Consider the following 22,647-nt stretch of genomic DNA (forward strand, 5'->3'; position numbering starts at 1 on the left):
TTTAGTATTGACACAAAAATGCGGGGCCAGTAGTATGCGCCTCGTTCACACGATTCCTCTGTAGTTCAGTCGGTAGAACGGCGGACTGTTAATCCGTATGTCACTGGTTCGAGTCCAGTCAGAGGAGCCATATTAAAGAAGCCTGCTTAGGAAACTAAGCAGGCTTTTTGCTTTTTACCCCAACCAGGCGGTTCACCTCGCCGGTATCGCAAATACCAGGCAACGCCCGGGCGCCGCCTGAGATCAATCTACAGGCCATTTTATCGCCGAACACCGGGCCGCACCTCGCTAGCGCGAAGCAAACCGGGCGACGTGCTCTGCGAGAAAATCAATTTCCTGCGGTGTGTTATAGAAAGCCAGCGACGGCCGGACGGTACTTTCATAGCCCAGGTGTCGCAGGATCGGCTGCGCGCAGTGATGTCCGGACCGCACGGCAATACCGACCTGGCTCAGATAGCGCCCGACGGCTTCATTTTCATGACCCGCCAGCACGAAGGAGAGGACGCTGGTTTTGTTCGCCGCGGTGCCGACCAGCGTCAGTCCCGGAATAGCCGACAGCTTCTCAATGCCATACTCCAGTAAGGCATGCTCGTAGTGCGCAATATTTTCAATCCCCAGGGCAGTGACATAATCGATAGCCGCCCCCAGCCCGACGGCATCGGCAATATTGCCCGTTCCCGCCTCAAACTTATTCGGCGCGGGCTGATAGCGCGTCAGTTCAAAGGTCACGTCAGCAATCATATTCCCCCCGCCCTGATACGGGCGCGCCTCCTCCAGCACGTCCTGCTTGCCGTACACGACGCCGATCCCGGTCGGTCCAAAAATTTTATGCCCGGAGAAGACGAAGAAATCGGCATCCAGCGCCGTGACGTTGGTCGGGATATGCGAAATAGACTGCGCGCCGTCGATGGCGATGCGCACGCCAAACCGATGGGCGATTTGCACCAGCTCATGAACCGGCGTGACGGTACCCAGCGCGTTGGAAACGTGGGTAGCGGACACAAAGCGAGTTTTGTCGTTGAATAGCCGAATATATTCCTCAACGATAAGCTGTCCGTGCTCATCAACCGGCGCAACGCGGATCGTCGCGCCCGTCTCCTGCGCAATAAGTTGCCACGGCACGATATTGGCGTGATGCTCGAGCAGCGTGAGGATAATCTCATCCCCCGGTCGTAACAGCGGCTTCACGTAGCTGTGGGCAATCAGGTTGAGCCCTTCCGTGGTGCCGCGTACGAATATAATATTTTCCGGACCGCGGGCGCCGATAAAGCGCGACACTTTCTCACGCGCGGCTTCATAAGCATCGGTGGAACGTGCGGCCAGCGCATGCGCCGCCCGATGAACGTTCGAGTTTTCGTGCAAATAATAGTGGCTGATGCGATCGATAACCTGCTTCGGGCGCTGGGTCGTCGCGGCATTGTCCAGCCAGACCAGAGGATGACCGTCCACCCGTTCGGCAAGGATCGGAAAATCAGCGCGGATCCGTTCAACCGGGATCTGCCCGACACGCGCCGGCGGCGCCGGCTTTGCGCCAACAGAAGGTCGCGCCTCGAATCCGCGAGGCGCGATATCCCCTCGGCTCTCCTGGCCCAGCGGCACCACCCGCGGCGCGTAGGCGGCCTCGGCGGCCCGCGGGCGTGCGGGCGTGTCGCCCAGCAGCCCCTGCAGATCCCGCGCGTCGGGCAGACCGTAATCGCGCGCGGAGGGAGCCTCGCCCGCCTCGCCGGGCCATCCGCCCGGCGCGTGGGGAAGCGTAAATAGATTACTCATAGTCATAATATTCCCCCACCTCAACGTCTTCCAGCACGGCAATGGCGTCATCGGCGAGGATCGCGGCGGAGCAGTAAAGTGAGAGTAAATAGGAGGCCACGCCGTTATCGTCGATCCCGCGGAAGCGTACCGACAGCCCGCGAGACTGTTCGTTTGGCAGCCCTTCCTGATAAAGCCCCAGCACGCCGCGTTTGCTTTCACCGGAGCGGATCAGCAGGATATTGGTTTTCCCGCCCTGGCCTTTCGGGTTTTTCAGACCATCAACAAACAGCTTATCGGAAGGAATAAGCGGAATACCGCGCCACAGGATAAAAGTGCCGCCCTGTAAATTCACGGTAACCGGCGGGACGCCGCGTCGCGTGGCTTCACGCTGAAATGCGGCAATCGCGCGCGGATGGGCCAGGAAGAAGGAGGGCTCCTTCCACACTTTTGACAGCAGCTCATCCAGGTCATCCGGCGTCGGGCGGCCGTTGCGGGTCTGAATACGCTGCGAATCAGCGATATTTTTCAGCAATCCATATTCATCGTTATTGATCAGCTGACTCTCCTGGCGCTCGCGCAGGCTTTCAATCGCCAGCGCAATTTGCTCTGACGCCTGATCGTAAGGCGAGCTGTAGAGATCGGCGATTTTGGTATCCACGTTAATAATGGTCGCAATAGAATCGAGCTGGTATTCACGCGGCGTGGTCTGATACTCGATATAGCCCTGCGGTATCTCAACGCGGGTCGGGTCCTGGCTGCACAATGCGTCGAGCGGCGTTTCGCCCTCCACGACCTTGTTGACCCGATAAATCCCCGACTCCAGGCCCTTATAATCGAGGAAACGGCTGATCCAGCGCGGGGTAATTGCCGCAAACTGCGGAGCCGTTTTGGTCACGTTCGCTAACTGATACGCGGCTTCACGCCCCAGTGCATTAATGCCTTTTTGTTCTGCCATGATGATTCCTTAGTGTTTAAAATAGTGGAGCTGAAGGTTAGTACTGCGGCAAACGGGTATCGACATCCCGCGCCCAGGCGTTTAGGCCATCTTTTAAATTCATCACGCGCCCCTGATAACCCGCGCGCTGCAGTGCCCGAATCGCGAAAATACTGCGCTGCCCGATCTTGCACAGAAACACCGCATCGACCGTCGGATCGAATTCGCCGATACGTCTGACTATCTGGCCCAGCGGCATCACTTTTGCCTGCGGGAATTTGGCAATCGCCCTTTCGTGGGGCTCACGAATGTCGATCAGCTGCAGGGGTTTCCCCTCCTCTATCCAGGCGTGAAGCTCCCTGGCCGTGACGCTTTCAACCGGAATCTCCGCCTCATCGGGCTTCAGTCCGCAAAACTCTTCGTAGTCGATCAGCTCATGAATCGACGGGTGCTCACCGCATACCGGGCAGCCGGGATCCCGCTCCAGCCGCAGCTCGCGCTGCTTCATTTGCCACACGTCGAAGAGCAGCAGACGGCCAATCAGGCTCTCGCTGCCGCCGACGATAAGCTTGATCGCTTCCGCCGCCTGGATGGTGCCGATAATTCCCGGCAGCACGCCGACCACGCCGCCTTCAGCGCAGGAAGGCACCAGCCCCGGCGGCGGCGGCTCGGGATAAAGACAGCGGTAGCACGGCCCTTCCCCGGCATAAAAGACGCTGGCCTGCCCCTCGAACTGGAAAATGGAGCCGTAGACCAGCGGCTTACCCAGCAAAACGCAGGCATCGTTGATCAGATAACGGGTGGGATAGTTGTCCGTACCGTCAACCACGAGGTCGTATTCGCGAATAATCTCGAGCGCGTTTTTACTGCTCAGGGTGGTGTTATAGGTCACCACCTGCAGGTCGGGATTGATCGCTTTAAGCTTGTCTTTCGCCGAAGCGACTTTGGGCCGGTTGAGATCTTTGGTGCTATGAATGATCTGCCTTTGCAGGTTGGAGATTTCGACAAAATCAAAATCGACAATCCCCAGCGTCCCGACCCCGGCAGCGGCCAGATAAAGCGCCACCGGCGCCCCCAGCCCTCCGGTGCCGATAATCAGCACGCGGGCCGCTTTCAGACGCTTTTGCCCCTCCAGCCCCACTTCCGGCAGCAGCAGATGGCGGCTGTAGCGGGCAATTTCCGCATGCGTCAGCTCCGCCAGACGGTCGTCAGCAATAATGCTCGGTCTGCTCATAGCGCCTTCCCGACGCCGCCTGCAATAGCGGGAACCAGCAGCACCTCGGCGCCCTCGCCGATCGGGGTCTCCAGCCCGCCGGTGGTTTTAATATTGTTCTCCCCCACGTATAGATTGATAAAGCTGCGCAGCTCCCCCGCGTCGTCGTACAGATGCGGCTGAATGTCAGGGAAACGCTCCGCCAGGGCGGCGACCAGCTGCCCAACGGTGTGGCCTTCGAGGGTCACTTTCCCCTGGCCGTCGGTGAAGGCGCGAAGTGCGGTGGGAATCAGTAATGTCGATGCCATAGTGGTAATCTCTCCGTGTTTTTTTCTGGTTTCAGGCAGCGTGCTGCCCGTTATTCGCGTTATGGAACGGTGCGCACGTCCTCCTGCAAAAAGCGCTGGCGGTCCTGCGTCAGCCGCCAGCTGGTGAGCGCCCCCGCCTGCCGCTGCGCAACCGCGACGATGATGTAGGCGTAAAACGGCAGCGCGTGTTCGCGGTCAAATTCCGACGGAATAGCCGGATGATCGGGGTGCGAATGGTAATAGCCGACCACGTCCACCTCCTGAGCCAGCGCGGCGCGTTCCGCCCGCAGGGAGTCGTCGGCGGTGATGACAAAACGGTGGTACTGCTCCTCCGACTCGCGGGCATTGACGATGGGAAAAATCGCCGTCACGCGGGCATCGCCCTGGGCGGAGAAATGGCCAAAGAGCGCGCCGCAGCACTCGTTGGGGTAGGCCTTTTCCCCCTCAGCGCTAATCTGCTTTGCAATATCGCGGGTTAATTCAATCATTGGTTTCATTCCAGAAAGAGTCAGCCAGATAACGCGAGCCGACATCACACAGCAGCGTGACCACCACCGATCCCGCTGGCAGCGTGCGGGCCAGCCTGGCGGCGGCGGCAACGTTTGCGCCGGATGAGATGCCGACAAAAATGCCGTCCCGCCGGGCGAGGCGACGCGTGATGGCGTAGGCCTCTTCGGTGGTGACGGAAATAACGTCGTCGAACAGGGTTTCGTCGAGAATGCCCGGTTTAATGCTGCTGCCCATATGCTTGGTCCCTTCAATGCCGTGGAACGGCGAAGCGGGCTGCACGGCGAGCGTTTTCACCCGCGGATCCTCATACTTAAGCCGCCGCGCGGTGCCGACAAAGCTGCCGGAGGTGCCCATACCGGCGACAAAATGGGTGACCTGCCGTCCGCTCTGCTCCCAGATCTCTTTGCCGGTGGCTGCGAAATGCGTATCCGGATTGACGGGGTTGTTATACTGGTCGGGATAAAAATAGCGTTCCGGGTGGGCCGCAACCTGAGCCTGAACTTCTCTATAGGCGCCGTCAGAGCCTTCAAGCGGATCGGTTTCCACAATCGTGGCGCCATAATGGCGAATAATACGTTTGCGCTCCGGGCTGGTATTCTGCGGCAGATATAGCCGGACGCGATATCCGAGCGCCGCGCCAATCATCGCGTAGGCAATGCCGGTATTGCCGCTGGTCGCATCAATAATTGTTTTATCCGCCGTTAATAAACCCCGCGCAATCCCGTCCAGCACCATGGCTTTCGCCGCGCGGTCTTTTACCGAGCCGCTGGGGTTCATAAATTCAGCCTTTGCCAGCAGCGTTACGCCAGGCAACTCTGCGGTAAAAGAGGGCAAGGTTATTAACGGCGTAGCGCCGATCGTTTCAAGTAAATTCATAATGATTATCACGCCGTTATTTTTATCTATCCCGATGCGCCGGCCATTCCATTTTATTTTCGGCAGAATTAAATTCCGTCGCCGTCGCTGAAATGTTTTTGCTGAGCACGCGCCTGCTGCACATTACTGTCCGGCGGAACATCGCGGGTTAGCCATATATTCCCGCCAATACTCGAACGCGCGCCGATAGTAATTCGTCCTAATATTGTTGCGCCGGCATAAATAACGACGTCATCTTCTATTATCGGATGACGCAGGTAGTTTTTTAGTAACTGCCCGTCTTCACCGGCAATAAATCGTTTGGCCCCCAGGGTGACCGCCTGGTAAATACGCACCCGCTTACCGACGATGGCCGTTTCGCCAATCACCACGCCGGTCCCGTGATCGATAAAGAATCCGTCATCAATCTGCGCCCCGGGATGAATATCTATACCGGTCTGGCCGTGCGCCTTCTCGGTTATCATGCGCGCCAGCAGAGGCAGGTCGAGCTGATGCAGCTCGTGGGCCAGGCGATAGTGGATCACGGCATGAATTCCCGGATAGCAGAGCAGCACCTCATCCATGCTGCGCGCGGAGGGATCGCCCTGATAGGCGGCGAGGATATCGCTGTCGAGGCGCTGGCGGATAAGCGGCAAGCGGTTAGCAAACTGCTGGACCCGCCTGACCGCCTCCTGGGTCAGCGCGTGGCTCGCGCCCTGCTCATCCTGCTCATCGGACTGATAGTAGAGTTCCAGAAGCGCTTCTTCGGTCAGCCGGTCAAGCGAGGTGCTTAACAGGTGGCCGACGTAATAATCTTCGCCCTCTTTGCGTAATTCAACATCGCCCAGCCGCATCGGATAAAGCACTTTTATCAAAGTATCGGTAACGGAATTAACGCTTTCACGGGAAGGTAAACTGCGTTTATTACGATAGTTATTTTTCGAATGTTCATCGCGCCACGCCTGACGAACGTGACGCAGTTCATCGACGACATTATTTAAATGCCAGTTATTTTCTCTTTTCGGTAGGAGATACAATTCACCCGCTTCCGGCATAATAATATCCTTCTTAACAGCACATCGATAAATCTGTTTTCTGCGTTACCTCACTTTTATGCATTACCCACATTAAAAACAAATAACCTTATTGACTTTGAATAGCTGAAAAGAATAAATACTTACGAATCAAGATACTAAATTCAGAATGGCCTTAAGCCAGCGCCATTCAGTATGACAGACATGCTTCCACCAGCGGTCAAAGCGCCGGCCTGGCCTGCGGACACGGCGCCGAGTCTGTCCACAAAGTGGCTACCTAACTCTGTGGATAACCTGGAGTCAGATTGCTGCAGAGGGCGTGAGGCCGACCATAGCGCCGAATGTGCAAATTTTAACCAGCAGAGGATTGCGCGCATGAAACGCCGTCCGTTCACGCTCGCTATTGCCTCATAACCATTTGATGCGTTTCACCCTAAGCGGGTTCGTGCCTTCCTGCCGCCGACGGTATAAAAAAAGCCTGCTCAGGAAGCTGAGCAGGCTTTTGCTTTCTTAACGCTTAGGCGCGCTAGCCGCCGAACGTGGACTGTAGCGCGGAATAGCCGATATTTACCGGCATTCCGGAACGACTCAGCATGGCCTCGCTGGCCCGGTTCACCTCAACGCCCTCGCCCTGTACAAACGCCTGGATCCCCGTCGTCATGGGTAGCGGCACCTTTCGGTCCGATTCGTATTCCGCGCGGTTGCGCGAGAGCGGCTCGTGAACCTCGAGCCAGCGGCTGCCGTCCGGCTCGAGGCTATATTTCACCGGCCGATCGATAATCTGCACCCGCGTCCCCACCGGAACGTTGTCGAAGAGATACTTAATGTCATCGTTACGCAAACGGATACATCCCTGGCTTACGCGCAGCCCGATACCAAAGTTCGCATTAGTGCCATGAATGGCGTACAGCCTGCCGATATAGATAGCATACAGCCCCATCGGGTTTTCCGGGCCGGCAGGCACGAATGCCGGCAGGCTTTCCCCTCTTTTGGCATATTCGCGGCGGGTGTTGGCCGTTGGCGTCCAGGTTGGCGCCTCCTGCTTACGCTCCACCGCGGTCACCCAGTTGCGCGGCGTTTCGCGGCCCGCCTCGCCGATGCCTATCGGCAGCACCTCAACCGTGGTCCCCTCCGGCGGATAGTAGTAAAGGCGCATTTCCGCGACGTTAACCACAATCCCCTCGCGCACCGTATCGGGCAGAATAAGCTGCTGCGGGACGATCAGCGTCGAACCCGACTTCGGTAAGTAGACATCTACCCCGGGGTTGGCTTCGAGCATATTGCTCAGCCCTTGCCCGTACTGCGCGGCAAACGCCTCCAGCGGTAGCGTATTACCGTCCGGGACGATGATGGTTTGCGGACTACCCACAAGGCGGCTTCCTTCCGGCGGCAACGGGTAGCTAACGGCCAGAACGCTCTGGCTTGACAGGATAAATAACAGAGAACAAAGCAGTTTCACACGCCGCACCATTTCCCTTCCTCAGTCGCGACAATCGTGAATGAATTATAGCTTTATTATCGAAATCTTATATACCAGCTCACGGCGGTGGGCCACGTTCCCCTGTCCACTGCCGGTACGCGGTTAGATTTGGTAATCGATCGCCGTCTCTTCCGGCTCCATCGCCTGGCGTTTAATCTCATCCAGCGACAGCCCGGCGTTGCACAGCTCGATAAAGCGCCAGACGTAGTTACGCTGCAGCTGCCCACGCTTCAGGCCTAGCCAGACGGTATTGGCATCGAACAGGTGCCGGGTTTCGAGACGCGTGAAGGTGTCAGACTCCCTGGCGTCACCCGACTGCTCGGCGACCAGCCCAACCCCCAGACCCAGTTCAACATAGGTTTTAATGACGTCGGAATCCTGGGCGCTGAGCACGATATCCGGCATCAGCCCTTTGCGATTGAAGGCCTCGTCGATACGCGAACGTCCGGTAATACCCTGACGATAGGTGATCAGCGGCCAGCGAGAAATGGCCTCGAGGGTGAGCGGATTCACCTGGACCAGGGGATGATCTTTTGGTACCAGCAGGCTGTGGTGCCAGCGGAACCAGGGGAAGGCGACCAGCGTCGGATCGTTGCTCAAGCGCTCGCTGGCGATACCGATATCGGCGCCGCCGTTATGCAGCAGGGCTTCAATTTCCTGCGGCGTTCCCTGCACCAGCTCCAGGCGAACGTCGGCAAACAGCTCGCGAAACGCTTTAATCACCGGCGGCAGGCTATAGCGCGCCTGGGTATGCGTCGTGGCGATGGTCAAGACGCCCGAGGCGTCGTTGGTAAACAGGTCCGCAAGACGGCGGACGTTGCTGGCTTCATTAAGAATGCGTTCGGCAATCGAGAGCAGCGCTTTACCCGGTTCCGTCATCCCCAGCAGACGCTTGCCGCGTCGAATAAAGATTTCGATCCCCAGCTCTTCTTCGAGTTCACGAATATGACGGCTGACGCCCGATTGCGATGTGTAGAGCATATTGGCGACTTCCGTCAGGTTGTAGTCCTGACGGGCCGCTTCACGAATTATTTTTAGCTGCTGGAAATTCACCCTTTCCTCCGGGCTATCAGACATAACATATGCTCTATTGTTAAAGTCTGTTGTCCCTGCTAACAAATAATAAAAACCAGCAACTTATTCCATTCTGGAATATACGTTAACTTACCAGCAGCAGCTCACGGTTCTCCAGCGAAGGGCGGCTCACCAGCGACAGTAAAATTTCCTTCACCGCCTGCGCCTGCGGCGACAGGCTGCCCTTGGCAGACATATTCAGCGATAGCGAGAGGCTCATTGACGGCGTGCTGATACGCGCCATCCAGCCGTTGGCGGCGCTACACAGCGAGCGAGCGGCGGATTCCGGCAGCACGGTGGCCCCCATTCCGCTGGCGATTGCCGCGGTTAAGGTGGTAATCGACTCGATCTCACCGATGATTTTTGCCGACAGACGACGCAGCGTGAAGGCCTCGGTCACCCTCGCCCGCACCGCGCTGTAATCGCGGGGCAGGAACAGATTCATCTCGGCGACCGCCGTCAGGTCAACGCTTTGCCCCGGACAGTCTCGGGTACCGACCAGGTACAGATCCTCTTTCAGCAGCGGCTGGCTGATGATGCCGGCAACCGGCGACCGCTCGTACAGTACCGCCATATCCAGCTGACCGCTGAGCAGCTTATCGTTAAGGATAGTCCCGCTGCTCTCCTGCAGATACACCATCACTTCAGGAAGCTCGTTACGGACCGTTTGCAGCAGCGGCATCGTAATGGCGGACGCCGCCGTTCCCGGCGCAAGCCCGATAGAGACCTGGCCGCTGAGAATATGGCCCACGTTATTGACCGCCAGCTGCGCCTGCTCGCACTGGCGCAGAATGGTCCGGGCGTGGGTATAAAGGATTTTCCCTGCTTCCGTCGGCGTGACGCCTCGCTTAGTGCGAATCAGCAGCTGCTGGTCCAGTTCACCTTCCAGGGTCGCAACCTGCTGGCTCAGCGCGGGCTGTGCGATGTGCAGGACTTCGGCTGCCTGAGTCAGACTGCCAATATCGACGATTTTCACAAAATACTTCAGTCGTCTTAAGTTCATTTTGCCTCCTGTAAGGAACGCCAGTACCCACGCTGGCAGTTGAGATACAGTAGGTTTTGCAATTTACTTGCCAGTTTTATTATCCCCAGCGCAAAAGCCGCTGGACGCCGCGTAATAAGCGATTCCGATTGCTGCAGGGGATTTTTTTGCCCGGTAAGCGGATTACGATATGCCCCATAAGGGGTACATTTGCACCATCGCGGTGCGCAGCGGCGCAAAAGTGGAGGAACCTCGGCAGACTGCTGAAATTGTCAGCAGTCAAACTCATTCCGATGATTCAGCCTTTGACAAGGGGGAGCGCCGCCGTTAATATGCGCCCCGTTCACACGATTCCTCTGTAGTTCAGTCGGTAGAACGGCGGACTGTTAATCCGTATGTCACTGGTTCGAGTCCAGTCAGAGGAGCCAATTTAAGGGAAGCAGACGTTCACTGACGTCTGCTTTCTGCATTTCTATCAATTGGTTACCCCCTTCTTCAGGTTCACCCTCGTTCACTAAAAACCACTCGAAGCCATACCCATTTGCTGGTAAAAATGTTGGTAATGGTAGTTCGATTGCGCTTTTACCAACAAACGGGGGATGCCGTTATGCCACTTACTGATACTAAAGTAAAAAACGCCAAGCCCCTCGATAAGGAATACAAGCTGACCGATGGCTTTGGTATGTTCCTTCGCATTACCCCCAAGGGTTCCAAATACTGGCAGATGGCCTACCGTTTCGAAGGGAAGCAAAAAATCTTCTCCATCGGTGTCTACCCTGCTGTTTCACTTGCTGATGCAAGACAACGCCGTGATGAAGCTAAAAGACTTCTTGCTCAAGGCACTGATCCTAACGCCAAGAAACAGGCCGAAGTTAAAGAGCTTAAAGCAAAGCGTGATAACACCCGAACATTCAAAGCCGTGACCAAGGCGTGGTTTTCTACCAAAAAGAAATGGTCTGAAGATTACCAGAACACTGTCTGGACCCGCCTTGACAACTACATATTCCCGGACATTGGCAACAGAGACGTTACCGGGCTTACCACTGGCGATCTTTTAGTCCCCCTCAAAAAAGTGGAAGCCCTTGGTTATCTGGAAGTTGCCACACGGGTTAAGCAATATGTGACCTCTATCCTGCGCTATGCCGTCCAACAGCAGCTTATCCGCTATAACCCGGCTTACGATCTGGAAGGCTCCATACAGAAACCTGAAACTGAACACCGTCCTGCTCTGGAGCTTGAAGAGATTCCCTTGCTACTTGAACGTATTGATACCTACAAAGGCCGCAGACTCACCACACTGGCGATTCAACTTAACCTGCAGGTATTTGTTCGTTCCAGTGAGCTACGCTTCGCCAGATGGTCAGAGATCGATTTCAAGAGCAAGCTGTGGGTTATCCCCGAACAGCGGGAAGTCATCGAAGGGGTGAAATATTCAGGCCGTGGCACCAAGATGAAGCGTAAACATTTCATCCCTCTCTGCCGACAGGCAATCATGTTGCTGGAAGAAATTAAACAGCTCACCTATGAAGATGGCAATGATGATGGTTTTATCTTCACGGGTAGCTATGACAGCTTTAAACCGATGAGTGAAAACACCATCAACAAGGCGCTACGTAAGATGGGCTACGATACCCGACAGGACATTTGTGGTCATGGCTTCCGGACACTTGCCTGTAGTGCCTTAATTGAGTCCGGTTTGTGGTCAGAAGACGCTGTAGAGCTTCAAATGAGTCACAAGGAGAGCAATAGTGTCCGTGCCGCTTATACCCACAAAGCCAAACACCTTGACCAGCGCCGCCTGATGCTCCAATGGTGGGCTGATTATCTGGATGCGAACAGCAACGGTATGGTCAGGCCGTTTGAGTTTGCGCATGCTACATAATTTATCTTTTCACCAAGGCTGGTAGAAGCGCCAGATCATCCCGTATACTATTTCCAACAAAATATATACGGGATAATAAAATGAAGAACATTGATGTCATCCTTGGGAAAGATCATTTAGAAGATATTTCTTCTGCGAAACCAATTCCAGCAATAAAAGAAATCATATGGAATGCTTTTGATTCTAATTCATTAATAGTTAAAGTCCTATTTCATAAATACTCGAATACAAATACCATCGAGAAAGTTACTATTCAAGATCAAGGGGAGGGAATACCCCATCATAATGTATCATCATTGTTCGGTAGCCTTGGTGAATCTTGGAAGAAAGATGCAAAAAAAAATGGAGATCGTTCTTTACACGGTCAATATGGAAAAGGTCGTTTCAAGGCATTTTCTCTGGGAGAAATAGTCGTTTGGTCAACCTGTGTAGAGGATAAAGGGAAATATTTTAGATATTCAATAAAAGGAAATGCCAATAATATCAAACGATTTGAAATCAGTGAACCTTCAGAATCAAGTGATAACATAAAAGGCACTCAGGTTGAGATATTTAATTTAGCAAAACAAGCATCATCACTGGCGACAGATTCATCAAAAGAATCAATTACAAAAGAGTATGCGTTATATTTAACAGAATACCCGCATAAAAAGTTGTTTTATGATAACGCATATATTACACCTTCTGATGTATGGCTTGATAAAAAAGAATACAATCTCGGAGATATTGAGATAGAATCAGCCCAAGAAAATGTATCTGTTTCAATAATAGAGTGGAAATTTAAAACGCCACGAGAAATTCATTACTGTGATGAAAATGGGTTTTCACTTTTCAACGAAAGCGCTGGGAAACTTGTTAGATCATATGGTGTTGATTTCACAGTATATATAAAGTCCCCGTTCATCAAGCGAAAGTTTGAAGAAAATGTTCTTTCGCTTGGTAGCTTAGAATCTGGTATTAAAGAGTTAAAAGATAAAGTCATTGATCTTTGTAAAAAACATTTCGTCAACAAGGAGTTCTTACAAAAAACAAAAATAGTGGATGAGTGGAAAGAGCAAAATATTTATCCATATGACCGCACACCGCAACCCGGAAGTATAGAGGAAGCAGAACAAAAAGTATTTAATATTTTAGCTGTGAATGTTGAAAGCTATTTAACGTCTTTTAGCAAATCTAATAATAACGTTAAAAAATTTACATTTAAATTACTATCTCAGGCTTTAAAAGATAATCCAAATTCCGTTAGAAAAATTCTATCTGAAGTATTAGTCATGAGTTCAGACGATCAGGATTCAATGGCTAAGTTATTAGAAAAAACAACTCTCCCTAATATTATTAAAGCATCACAAGTTGTATCAGATAGATTAAATTTCTTAACTGGACTGGAACAACTTTTATTTGATGATAAAACAAAAAAGAAGCTGTTAGAAAGAGATCAACTTCATAAACTTCTAGAAAATGAAGCATGGCTATTTAGAGAGGATTTCAATTTATCTCGTAGCGAAAATACCCTTAATCAAGTGCTACAATATCATGCTGATAAAATGGGTATCATTTATGATCCAGAGCAACCTGTTGTAAGAGAAGACGGTACGACAGGTAGGGTTGATTTACTACTTAGTAAAGCACGTCAGCCAAGAGAAGGAGAACTTGAACACTTAGTTGTTGAATTAAAAAGACCAACAAAAAAAATAGATTTATCCGTTATAAACCAAGTGAAAAGTTATGCTTATGCTGTTAGTAATGATGGCAGATTTGATAAACAGAACACAAAATGGGTTTTTGTAGCCGTATCTAATGAGATAGATTCTTTGGTTCAGGATGAAATATCTCAAGATGATCGTCCTTATGGACTGCTGTATTCCAAAGGGAACGTATCAATATGGATATATACTTGGGGTGAGTTGATAGGGCAAGCACGTTCCAGACTGATGTTTTTTAGTAACTTATTAGATATTGATATTAATCGCGATTCAGCCACAAATTACTTAAAAGAAACTTACTCCAAGTTCATTCCAACCGAAATTAACGAACTTGAAATTTAGGGTTAACTATTCAGAATATTAGAAAAGGGCCTTCCGGCCCTTTCTTTTTCCCGTTAAGGGAACTCTCCATTGGAGAGAATATATATCCCCATACTTGGGGCAACGCAATCAGCCGATTGGGCTGTAAACAACTCCCCATATATGGGGCAATCAGACACTTCAATGAAGTGAATATTCGCAAGGAACACTTATTAAATATAATATTAAACATCGATTGTCAAATTTATTTCTCTGAAACTTTCATCTTTATAAATAATTGTATAGCACAACTATGAACAACACACTACAACATAAAATGTATTGTCCATAGTGGTACGTATGGCATTCAACGCAACTCTTCGTCTTCGTACACTGGCAATGAGTCAATAGCAGCAATTTTCTTTAGTTGAGCTAAATAATCCGGATTATTATCAACCAACCAATTTAATACAGAATAATTAGAAAGTAGTCTTTTTATGTGTCCAATAATCACTGCCAACTTTAAATTATTTGTTCCATATATATTTTCGAGTTGTTTAGTCTCAATTTCCATAGCAGCCATTTCTCGTTCCATTCTGGCAAAATTTTTTGCTATGTCTTGTTGCTTTAGTTTCGAATCTTTCGGATTTATTAGCATATCATCAGGGGTGTAATGTAATAATGATAGAGCAAATTTACGACTGAAATTATTTATACTCATCATCGTGGATACCGCCTCCAGTTGTCTTTCTGGTTTCATTTTACGTAAAATAGCGAATATTGCTTGAGGAACATGTTGATTTGCTAATAAAGCGGTAGTTTCCGGGCTAATCCCATCAAGTAATCTAAACTTTGCCCTGAGTGTATCTACTGATATATTCAGAGACTGACTAATTTTTTCTTCTGAAACACCAGCATCCACAGCCTGTAATATCATACGATATTCCTGAATAACTGGTAATCGATTGACATACTTGTTATAGCTGTAAGATTCTTCATCCTCAGAAATCAAACAAGGCACAGTGGATAGTCCTATATCCTTTGATGCTTCAACTCTTAAGTGACCATCAAGTATTATCTTTTCTGACAAATTATTAATATAAATAACTATGGGTTCTATGATACCAACTGTTTTCACCGTGGAAAGTATCTGATGATATTTTACGCTTGATTTCACATTAATAGGCAACTCTTTACCATATAGCAGATCAGAAACATTAATAATAAAATACTTATTACCAAAGTTAGGTTTATTCATTTTCAAGACCTCGTTCGGGGTCAACATTATCCAGAATAAATGCAGGGACAGAATTCAGGCTCTCAACAGATAGAAGGTCTGAAAACTCTCTATTCCTCAATAAATTAACCATTATCTCTTTAACAACCATTAGGCTAGATATTGTAAACTCAGATCTTGTATGAATAATTTTATGCCTTTTTACATTTTCTTGATAAAGTTCTTTTAACTCATCAGAAGTAATCCGTTTCTTTTTTACCCCCTGAACAAAAGAATTATTATCACTTCCTTTACCGGATGTCTCTCTCTGAGATAAGATCCTTTTAATTGCACCTATCTGCTTTGAGTTAAGTTCACCAGAATTAAAGCCTTCTAAAAGTAAGTGTTGTATATCAACTCCTTTAGCTCTTGATATTTCTACCGCTATATATATCGGGATTCTGCCAGACTCAACAGCAGAAAGTAATTTATCTTCGCCCTTTTCTTTTAATGATACAATGGAAGCTACCCAATTTTTAGAACGACCAATTTTATTAGCAATCTCTAACTCAGAAAAACCTTTATTCTTTAATTCTATAATGCTGTTGAGAAGCTCATTCGAACGTGGTTTTCTTCGAGCAATATTTTCTGCAAGGCTCATGATATGACCATCTTCATGATCTACTGACTTTACTATTGCTGGGATTTGTTTTTCACCTAATATTTCATAAGCCTCAATCCGCCCTTGACCACAAATTAAATCGTACACATACGTCTTACAGGTTGAGTCAGATAACCTAACCGTAATAGGTTTTTTTAGCCCTATGTTTTTTATACTTTCAACAAGTTCATCGTGAATAGATTTGCTCCTTGAACGTGGATTAACGATCCTGATCTCTGAGATATCTATAAGCTTTATTTCTTCATATTCATTCATCAGTGGATTCCTTTTAAAAAACATCACGTTTAAGGATTTGCAAAAAAGGTATTAAGTCATCATATCGATAAAATTCTAACTGGTAAGGATTTAACTCTTCAAAAACAAACTGATTATCTAATAACTCTATTGAAGGGAATATATAGTAATCTTTGGTGTTCACGTTTTGACTATCAAGTCTAACAACGATACAAATATCATAGCTAAACTTTCGCTCAAACCGGATTCTCCAGCGTTTTCTCGTATTATTCATGAAACAACGGGAGATAACTACAGACATTTTAACTTCATCATTAATAGTAAATAATTTAGACTCCTCATCATAATCAACATAACAACCTTGTTCTGTAATATCAAAAATGAGTTTTTCAACTAAGCTATGGTATTTTTCTCTTAGCAAGGAATTAATTCGCAAATAGTCATAATCATGCTTTGGTTTATAATCAATTAATTTATAAGCCTGTAATAGGCCACCAAAACGTTTCCTATAAACAGATGAGGATGGTGTATCATCATCTTCATCTATAATTATACCGGACAGTTTCCCTTTTGTTTTAAAAAGATCAGAGAGTTTACCAAGTAAATCATCATTACTAAGATGAATACTTCTATTACTAATAATAGTCTGCGCTTGTAAAAATAACTCAGGAGGAATAATGGCTTCAAAAGCATTTTCACATATTATCCATTCATGCTGTGGGTTGTGGATAAGACGCTGCTTTAAACGCGAAGAGGTTCGGTTATAGACATTATGACCAATATACTTTTCGTTAGTTAAAATCTCGTGTATCTTTCCTCTGGTCCATTTAGTGCCATGCTCTGCAGTAATCCCTCTTCTATTCAACTCAGAGGCAATGACCCTCTCTGGCTTAGAGTTATTCACGAATTGATCGTATATCCATCTAACCGTTATGACTTCATTTTCCGGCCCTAATACTAAAATTATTCGATCAGTCTGGATGCTTTTCCACTCTCTATATTTAAGTATCCCTTTATGTTTATGGTTTTCATCTATCAACATTCTTCGTAAACCATATCCAGCAGGCCCGCCTTGGTGATATCCACGACCAGCCAGATTAGCTTGTCCAAGAAAGACTTTTTGTGATAAATCTCGACTTAAAGAAGAAGCTTTTTTTCGATCTATGAATAATTGAAAATCAGCATAATCACTATTACCTTCGATGATAGGGTTTGCACAATATATGATGCCAACACCATGCATTTGAAGTTGATGGGTATAATATCCAAATTGATCTATACTCTGAAATCGCCCAAAACGGCTTATGTCATAAACTAAAACTGCTTTAATATTTATTTTCCCTTCAACCACATCATCTATTAACTGTTGAAATGCCTGTCTTCGGTTTGCCGTAACCCCACTTTTTCCAGAGTCATCATATGTATGAATGATATTCATCTTATGTTCTGACGCAAATTTACTTATGAATTGAGATTGATTGAATATTGAATACTGCTGATGGTCTGTAGACATTCTCAAATATTGAGCAACATTGACTTCATCCATAACATCCACCTCACCTCAATGAAAAAGATTGTGGTTTCATGGAAAAGCCAAATTTCAAAAAACCTTCCTCCACAATACTTTAACGAAAATTCACCTAAGCTAAACTACACTATAAAGCACATAGATTTTCTTGAGCACGATCTCAAAAACGAACACTATTTGAACAATCATCTCTGTAGTTCTAAATACCCAACTGTCGCTGAAAATGAAAAAAACCTTCATTATCATGATGTTATATTTTTTAGTCGTTATTCCTGTCTACCAACCATATCCTTAAGAAATCTTTTACCGCATAATTTCAGCCTTGCCTTATCCTCAGCACCAACATTTTGAAAATGTATTAATATACCCAACACAAACTCCTTATCGACGTCTTCTACTTTACAGCCAAAAGCTTTAGCTACTTCTGCCCCAAGGATTATCTTCAGGCGTGTCTCAGCACTCTTAGATAGAGATTTCTCTTTGCTCTTGAGGCGATTCAAACGCATCTGCGCTGATGCTATTTTCTGCTTAATGGTTTTTTCTGTTCTTGGCTTTCTGTTTTTATCATCCGTACTCATAATTACTTTTCCTTTTAGTTTTTAAAAACATCAAATACAATTAAAAAAGGAAAAGGTCAAACCACATGAGGAAGTCGATCATTTTATTTTGAATTAAACTAAGCAGCACAAGAAGATTGTTCCAGACAATCATTTGCTGTACAGGCTTGCCCTGTTAATGATGGGATTTATTCCGACAAAATGGTGTTTTGGTTTTAAAATAAGATGTCAGCAGCTCAAAATAAAATTATGCAACATAAACGAGTGCAACCACTAACTTAAAATATCTGATACTCTCCGCGTTACTTATTTTATCGAATCAATAAAACACATTTTACCTGTTGTTTTTAATCTCTGATTTTTGACCTTAACCTGTGAATTGTGCAACACATAAAAGCATTTGTTGTTTTCACTATTTTTCTAATTTCCACTTACCCGCCTTACGGCGGCAGAGAAAAGAATTCCATTTGCCCTTACGGGCGCTCTCTAAACCCAAATATTCAATATTATCCCCCGACCTCAGCCGTTTATCCGATTCCTACCCTGTTAATTTCACAGACATTAAAACTAGCGTTATTATTTAACTATAGAAAAACTTAATACATTGTCGTTATTTTTAGCTCCGTCAGGAGATATAAAAATAAAGCAATGCCCACCTATACACTCACTTCGTGAGCGTGTGGGGTCTACCGACGGTTGCCTGCCGCAGGCTAAAGGCAAAACCAAGGTCAACGTCAACACCAGAGTTTTTCTTGCGAAAAACTAAAACCAGCATAGTCGCATTGGAGATTTATATTTTGGTTTGATATTTAAATTTATAGTGAGGTTGTTTTTATTGTATGGCTATTTTTCATCTTGATTTTAAAATTGTGAAACGAAGTGAAGGCAGATCTTCCGTTGCGAAAGCTGCCTATCACGCTCGTTGCAGAATCACAGATGAAAGAACAGGTGATACCTATGATTACAGCCGCCGAACTGATTTATACGGGCATTTCATATTAGCACCAGTTAATGCTCCTCAACATATCGTAAAAGACTCGACAGCATTATGGAACGAAGTTGAAAGCGTTGAGCGCCAGAACAATGGACAAACAGCCCGTTATTTCGATGTAGCTATCCCTGCTGAATTAAATAATGACGACAAGAAAAACTTGTCCTCGAATATTGTCAGAATAATTTCGTTGATAAAGGCATGATTGCCGACATCGCTTTTCATGATCTTGATAGCGACAACCCACATGCTCACGTTATGTTGACATTAAAAACTATAGGACCAGAAGGTTTTGGTAAAAAGGAAAGGAGCTGGAACGACAGAAAAATGTCTGTTTTATGGCGTGAATCATGGTCAGCTATGGCTAACAGCTATCTTGCTGCCGCTGGTTCGTCAGAACGTATTGATCATCGTTCCCTTCAGGCCCAGCACGAGGAAGCTTTAGAAAAAGCAGCAGTAGCTTTAGATAATGAAGAAAAAGCGCTATGGCTTGCTAAAGCCACTGAAACGAACCGCCCTGCAATGAAACGTATCCACAGTGCCAAATGGCGTAGTAAGGCGGCTCAGGAACAAAGAGCCACAGAACAAGCTGTTCGTGATACTGCCAAGCAGGAAGCAGTTGAAGTCTACAAAACATTCAGCGAACTTGATCTTGAAATCGTCGTTGATGTCAGAAGCTTTACGATTACACATCTTGCTGAACCAGAAGATATTGTATTACCTAAAACACACCCCGGCTCTTCTACTGATGAGAATCAAAGACCTGTATTGGTTGCACCAGCTCCTCATACTCGTATGCGTGGTGTTAAATCTTACCGTGATAAAACAAAAGTCAGTAAGGTCGTTGCTGGTAAGAAACCATCAGTCAGTATTTCTGATTCTGGAACAAATACTAACCTGAAAACATCCTCCTCTCAAAACCCAAACAGGGCATCCAGAAGCGCCCCTGAACGCGTTAAGAGGACACAGGCTATTCCACGTCAGGATAATATTTTTAAACGCTTCACAACTCTTGTCATAGATTTTTTCAAGCAGAAGTTTGTATGGGCTAAAGCAAACAAATCCCAAATTGATCTTATCAGTGAAGAACATGATAAACGTATTGCTGAAAACTACGTCTTTGACGAGGTATTAGGCCGTCATATCTCTCGTACTGAATATGAGAAAAAAGCCAAGTTTAACCAAGATGACTATAAACCAACATCGGATGAGATCAACCGTTTCCCAAGTCGTCAGAATAACGAGCACAACAATGCCAATAGAGACATGGGTCTCAATCCGTCGATACATGAAAACAAAAAAAATAATTCACCACAATTGAGACCATCTAGTTATCGTGTTAATAAATAATTTTATTACCCATTAATCGTAATCCGTAATAAATCGCTGACAATCCAGTATGATTTACCCGTAACTTCACAATCAGTTAGTTATTAATTTTACATTTACAGGTTTTATATTCAACATCCAAAATGGCAGAAACACTTTTAGATGAATACCCTAATGGTTTTAACTTTGAATATAACGATCTTAATTTCCTGATATCTTTAACTTTTCTCATTTTCCTGATTGATTTTATTGCCTCCTTTTTATCAACACCAGCTACTAACTGATTAGCTTGTTTTATATAATCTGCATGGTTTTTATCACCTTGCTGCTTTAATGTATTTATTAATCCTCTAATTTTAAAATACAACGTAAGAACATCCATAACACTTTCTTTTTCAATCACTTTTTTCTTCAAATTAAAAAGACATATCCTTAAATTATCTTTTCTTTTTTGTGTTGGTCTAAGCTCTTTGATTACTTTTACACCATGTACAATTTTAGACTGACCATTCCTCAAAACCCTTGATTTCTTCCTATTTAATCTAACCCCACTTTTGAGCGCCATTGACGAAATCATTGTTTTTATTTTTGAAATATCTTCATTATTAACTTCTGATTCGAAACTAATAGTTATGTCATCGACATATCTCGTGTAATTTCCATCTAATTTTCCGACTTCCTCACTTATAAGAGCCTCTTCTTCTAAAAATATTAAGTTGGCAATATCAGTACTTAACTTAGTTCCTTGAACAAGTGAGCCTTCAAGTGTTGATAGATTGGCTATTAATGATGAAACTTCAGGGGAGAAGTTCATGTAATATTGAAATGCTTTAGCTATCAGCTCTTCTTTTATAGAAGGAAAGAAATCCTTCATATCTTCTTGAATGATAATTGATTTGTTACGATGAGATATACAATCATCTATATAGCTGACTCCTTTCCTACCGCCAGTAATATACTCAGGCAGTGTTATCTTTGAAAAAATACGCTGTTTAATAAGCTCATGTATTTTTAATAATTCACCAACCACTTTATACGTCGTTCTTGTTTTTCCTTTTCTTATTACTGGTACCGTTTTGAAATAACTATTTTTGTTTTTTAAAAGATAAGAGAGCCTCTCTTCATTTGTTTCCAGCATTTTGAATAGAGACTCTAGATTAGCAAGTGGCCTGTTTGAATAACTCCAATTTTTATGCATTAACTAATGTATCCATTATAGTTTTTTTGAGCATATGATTGATTTCAGAAAACTCATCATTTGTATCTTCATTTTCAGAAAGAAGGATGATGATATTTAGAGGGATATGTAGCGCTAATGATATTTTTTCTAGCGCTGAAATAGTAGGGTCTCTTTGATTATTCTCTATACGGGATAGATAAGATTTAGTTAAATCTGTTCTATCTGATAGTTCTTGTAAGGTGAGCTTACGTGCTTCACGGCATAGTTTAATGGTTGAACCAATATCTAACATAGTGCACCTCAGATAATGGGATTGACATGGCTGGCTGCTCGTTCAAAAAATGGAGATGGATACATAACAAATCCCCTTAGTAGGTAGATATCAATGAAAATCAGAATCACCGCTCAGAAGTTTAATTAAAGCAAATATCTTCGCGATATAAGAAAGATAATCTAAGGCTGTGTGGCCTTTAGAATTACCCTCGATTCTCTTTTCAAGGGTCAGAATCGCATCATCCAGTTCTTTCAAAGAGCTATTGTCTACAGTGTGTTTGCTCTTCTCACGCACTCGGCGCAAAGTATCTAAAACATCTTTCATAAAAACCTCTCATTTTAACAACACGATGCAACTTGCATCCCCGCCAAAATGTCTTGTGGATCGTGTTGCACACCGTAGACAAAGCCAGCCAACACCCATCCAACACAACTGATTGGATACCCCGCCATTTCAGCATTAAACAATGCCGTATCGTAGATATACGAATGCAATATACATTTCGCATTAAGCTACGATCACAATGAAGAGGGACATGGGCCACATCTCGTATTGGAGAAATGGTTGACTGAAAGTTTCACTCAGTCCTTTACCGATCCTAGAGGTTTTTAAAGAGCAAAGACAAACGA

At 46.4% G+C, this 22,647-nt stretch carries 19 protein-coding genes, 2 tRNA genes and 1 pseudogene; 5 read left to right on the plus strand and 17 right to left on the minus strand.

The features are described 5' to 3' along the window. Positions 1-54: 54 nt before the first annotated feature. Positions 55-130, plus strand: a tRNA-Asn gene (locus EDF75_RS08935). Between the two features lie 158 nt (positions 131-288). Here the strand turns inward: EDF75_RS08935 and EDF75_RS08940 are convergent. The 10 genes from EDF75_RS08940 to nac form a co-directional block, all read right to left on the minus strand. Beyond that, positions 289-1,776, minus strand: coding sequence for a cysteine desulfurase (locus tag EDF75_RS08940; protein WP_133598613.1), 1,488 nt, complete (start codon positions 1,774-1,776; stop codon positions 289-291). Then, positions 1,763-2,707, minus strand: coding sequence for a family 2A encapsulin nanocompartment shell protein (locus EDF75_RS08945; RefSeq protein ID WP_041146290.1), 945 nt, complete (start codon positions 2,705-2,707; stop codon positions 1,763-1,765). Before EDF75_RS08945 ends, EDF75_RS08940 begins: the two co-directional genes overlap by 14 nt. A 37-nt stretch (positions 2,708-2,744) precedes the next feature. Next, on the minus strand, positions 2,745-3,920 hold the full coding sequence (gene moeB, locus EDF75_RS08950) for a molybdopterin-synthase adenylyltransferase MoeB (protein ID WP_045859333.1): 1,176 nt from the start codon (positions 3,918-3,920) through the stop codon (positions 2,745-2,747). Then, positions 3,917-4,207, minus strand: coding sequence for a MoaD/ThiS family protein (locus EDF75_RS08955; protein ID WP_133598615.1), 291 nt, complete (start codon positions 4,205-4,207; stop codon positions 3,917-3,919). The genes moeB and EDF75_RS08955 overlap by 4 nt, the downstream gene beginning before the upstream one ends. Positions 4,208-4,266: 59 nt before the next feature. Beyond that, positions 4,267-4,695 (minus strand): M67 family metallopeptidase, encoded by a 429-nt coding sequence (locus tag EDF75_RS08960; protein ID WP_133598617.1) that lies wholly within the window; start codon positions 4,693-4,695, stop codon positions 4,267-4,269. Then, complete coding sequence (locus tag EDF75_RS08965) at positions 4,688-5,593, minus strand: PLP-dependent cysteine synthase family protein (RefSeq protein WP_133598620.1); 906 nt, start codon at positions 5,591-5,593, stop codon at positions 4,688-4,690. The genes EDF75_RS08960 and EDF75_RS08965 overlap by 8 nt, the downstream gene beginning before the upstream one ends. Positions 5,594-5,661: 68 nt before the next feature. Beyond that, a complete protein-coding gene (gene epsC, locus EDF75_RS08970) occupies positions 5,662-6,627 on the minus strand; it encodes a serine O-acetyltransferase EpsC (RefSeq protein ID WP_133598621.1) in 966 nt (321 codons plus the stop codon). A gap of 505 nt (positions 6,628-7,132) precedes the next feature. After that, positions 7,133-8,077 carry a L,D-transpeptidase gene (gene ldtA, locus EDF75_RS08975; RefSeq protein ID WP_133598623.1) on the minus strand — a complete coding sequence of 315 codons (945 nt, stop codon included), beginning with the start codon at positions 8,075-8,077 and terminating at the stop codon, positions 7,133-7,135. A gap of 111 nt (positions 8,078-8,188) precedes the next feature. Next, positions 8,189-9,139: an HTH-type transcriptional regulator Cbl gene (cbl, locus tag EDF75_RS08980; RefSeq protein WP_041146296.1), complete on the minus strand. Its 951-nt coding sequence runs from the start codon at positions 9,137-9,139 to the stop codon at positions 8,189-8,191. 106 nt (positions 9,140-9,245) lie between these two features. After that, complete coding sequence (gene nac / locus EDF75_RS08985) at positions 9,246-10,163, minus strand: nitrogen assimilation transcriptional regulator NAC (RefSeq protein WP_045859342.1); 918 nt, start codon at positions 10,161-10,163, stop codon at positions 9,246-9,248. A gap of 331 nt (positions 10,164-10,494) precedes the next feature. Between nac and EDF75_RS08990 the strand changes: the two genes are divergently transcribed. From EDF75_RS08990 to EDF75_RS09000, 3 genes are all read left to right on the plus strand, one after another. Further along, a tRNA-Asn gene (locus EDF75_RS08990) sits at positions 10,495-10,570 on the plus strand. A 179-nt stretch (positions 10,571-10,749) separates the two neighbouring features. Further along, positions 10,750-12,024 carry a tyrosine-type recombinase/integrase gene (locus EDF75_RS08995; protein ID WP_130955376.1) on the plus strand — a complete coding sequence of 425 codons (1,275 nt, stop codon included), beginning with the start codon at positions 10,750-10,752 and terminating at the stop codon, positions 12,022-12,024. A gap of 80 nt (positions 12,025-12,104) precedes the next feature. Continuing rightward, positions 12,105-14,069 (plus strand): ATP-binding protein, encoded by a 1,965-nt coding sequence (locus EDF75_RS09000; protein ID WP_133598626.1) that lies wholly within the window; start codon positions 12,105-12,107, stop codon positions 14,067-14,069. 325 nt (positions 14,070-14,394) lie between these two features. On the opposite strand, the gene EDF75_RS09005 is transcribed toward EDF75_RS09000, so the two are convergent. The 4 genes from EDF75_RS09005 to EDF75_RS09020 form a co-directional block, all read right to left on the minus strand. Then, on the minus strand, positions 14,395-15,285 hold the full coding sequence (locus EDF75_RS09005; RefSeq protein WP_133598628.1) for a plasmid partitioning protein RepB C-terminal domain-containing protein: 891 nt from the start codon (positions 15,283-15,285) through the stop codon (positions 14,395-14,397). Continuing rightward, positions 15,278-16,180: a ParB/RepB/Spo0J family partition protein gene (locus EDF75_RS09010; protein ID WP_166646152.1), complete on the minus strand. Its 903-nt coding sequence runs from the start codon at positions 16,178-16,180 to the stop codon at positions 15,278-15,280. Before EDF75_RS09010 ends, EDF75_RS09005 begins: the two co-directional genes overlap by 8 nt. A gap of 13 nt (positions 16,181-16,193) precedes the next feature. Continuing rightward, positions 16,194-17,705: a recombinase family protein gene (locus EDF75_RS09015; protein ID WP_133598632.1), complete on the minus strand. Its 1,512-nt coding sequence runs from the start codon at positions 17,703-17,705 to the stop codon at positions 16,194-16,196. A 248-nt stretch (positions 17,706-17,953) separates the two neighbouring features. Beyond that, positions 17,954-18,265 (minus strand): conjugal transfer protein TraD, encoded by a 312-nt coding sequence (locus EDF75_RS09020; protein ID WP_133598633.1) that lies wholly within the window; start codon positions 18,263-18,265, stop codon positions 17,954-17,956. 818 nt (positions 18,266-19,083) lie between these two features. Here EDF75_RS09020 and mobQ point away from each other — a divergent pair. Then, positions 19,084-20,585: pseudogene (gene mobQ / locus EDF75_RS09025) on the plus strand (MobQ family relaxase). A 76-nt stretch (positions 20,586-20,661) separates the two neighbouring features. Here the strand turns inward: mobQ and EDF75_RS09030 are convergent. The 3 genes from EDF75_RS09030 to EDF75_RS09040 form a co-directional block, all read right to left on the minus strand. Then, positions 20,662-21,762: a reverse transcriptase family protein gene (locus EDF75_RS09030; protein WP_133598635.1), complete on the minus strand. Its 1,101-nt coding sequence runs from the start codon at positions 21,760-21,762 to the stop codon at positions 20,662-20,664. Further along, positions 21,755-22,036: a helix-turn-helix domain-containing protein gene (locus EDF75_RS09035; RefSeq protein ID WP_133598637.1), complete on the minus strand. Its 282-nt coding sequence runs from the start codon at positions 22,034-22,036 to the stop codon at positions 21,755-21,757. The genes EDF75_RS09030 and EDF75_RS09035 overlap by 8 nt, the downstream gene beginning before the upstream one ends. Positions 22,037-22,126: 90 nt before the next feature. Then, positions 22,127-22,342, minus strand: coding sequence for a hypothetical protein (locus EDF75_RS09040; RefSeq protein WP_043015951.1), 216 nt, complete (start codon positions 22,340-22,342; stop codon positions 22,127-22,129). Between the last annotated feature and the right edge of the window lie 305 nt (positions 22,343-22,647).

Source organism: Klebsiella sp. BIGb0149 (genome assembly GCF_004362605.1).
GTDB classification, from domain to species: domain Bacteria; phylum Pseudomonadota; class Gammaproteobacteria; order Enterobacterales; family Enterobacteriaceae; genus Klebsiella; species Klebsiella terrigena.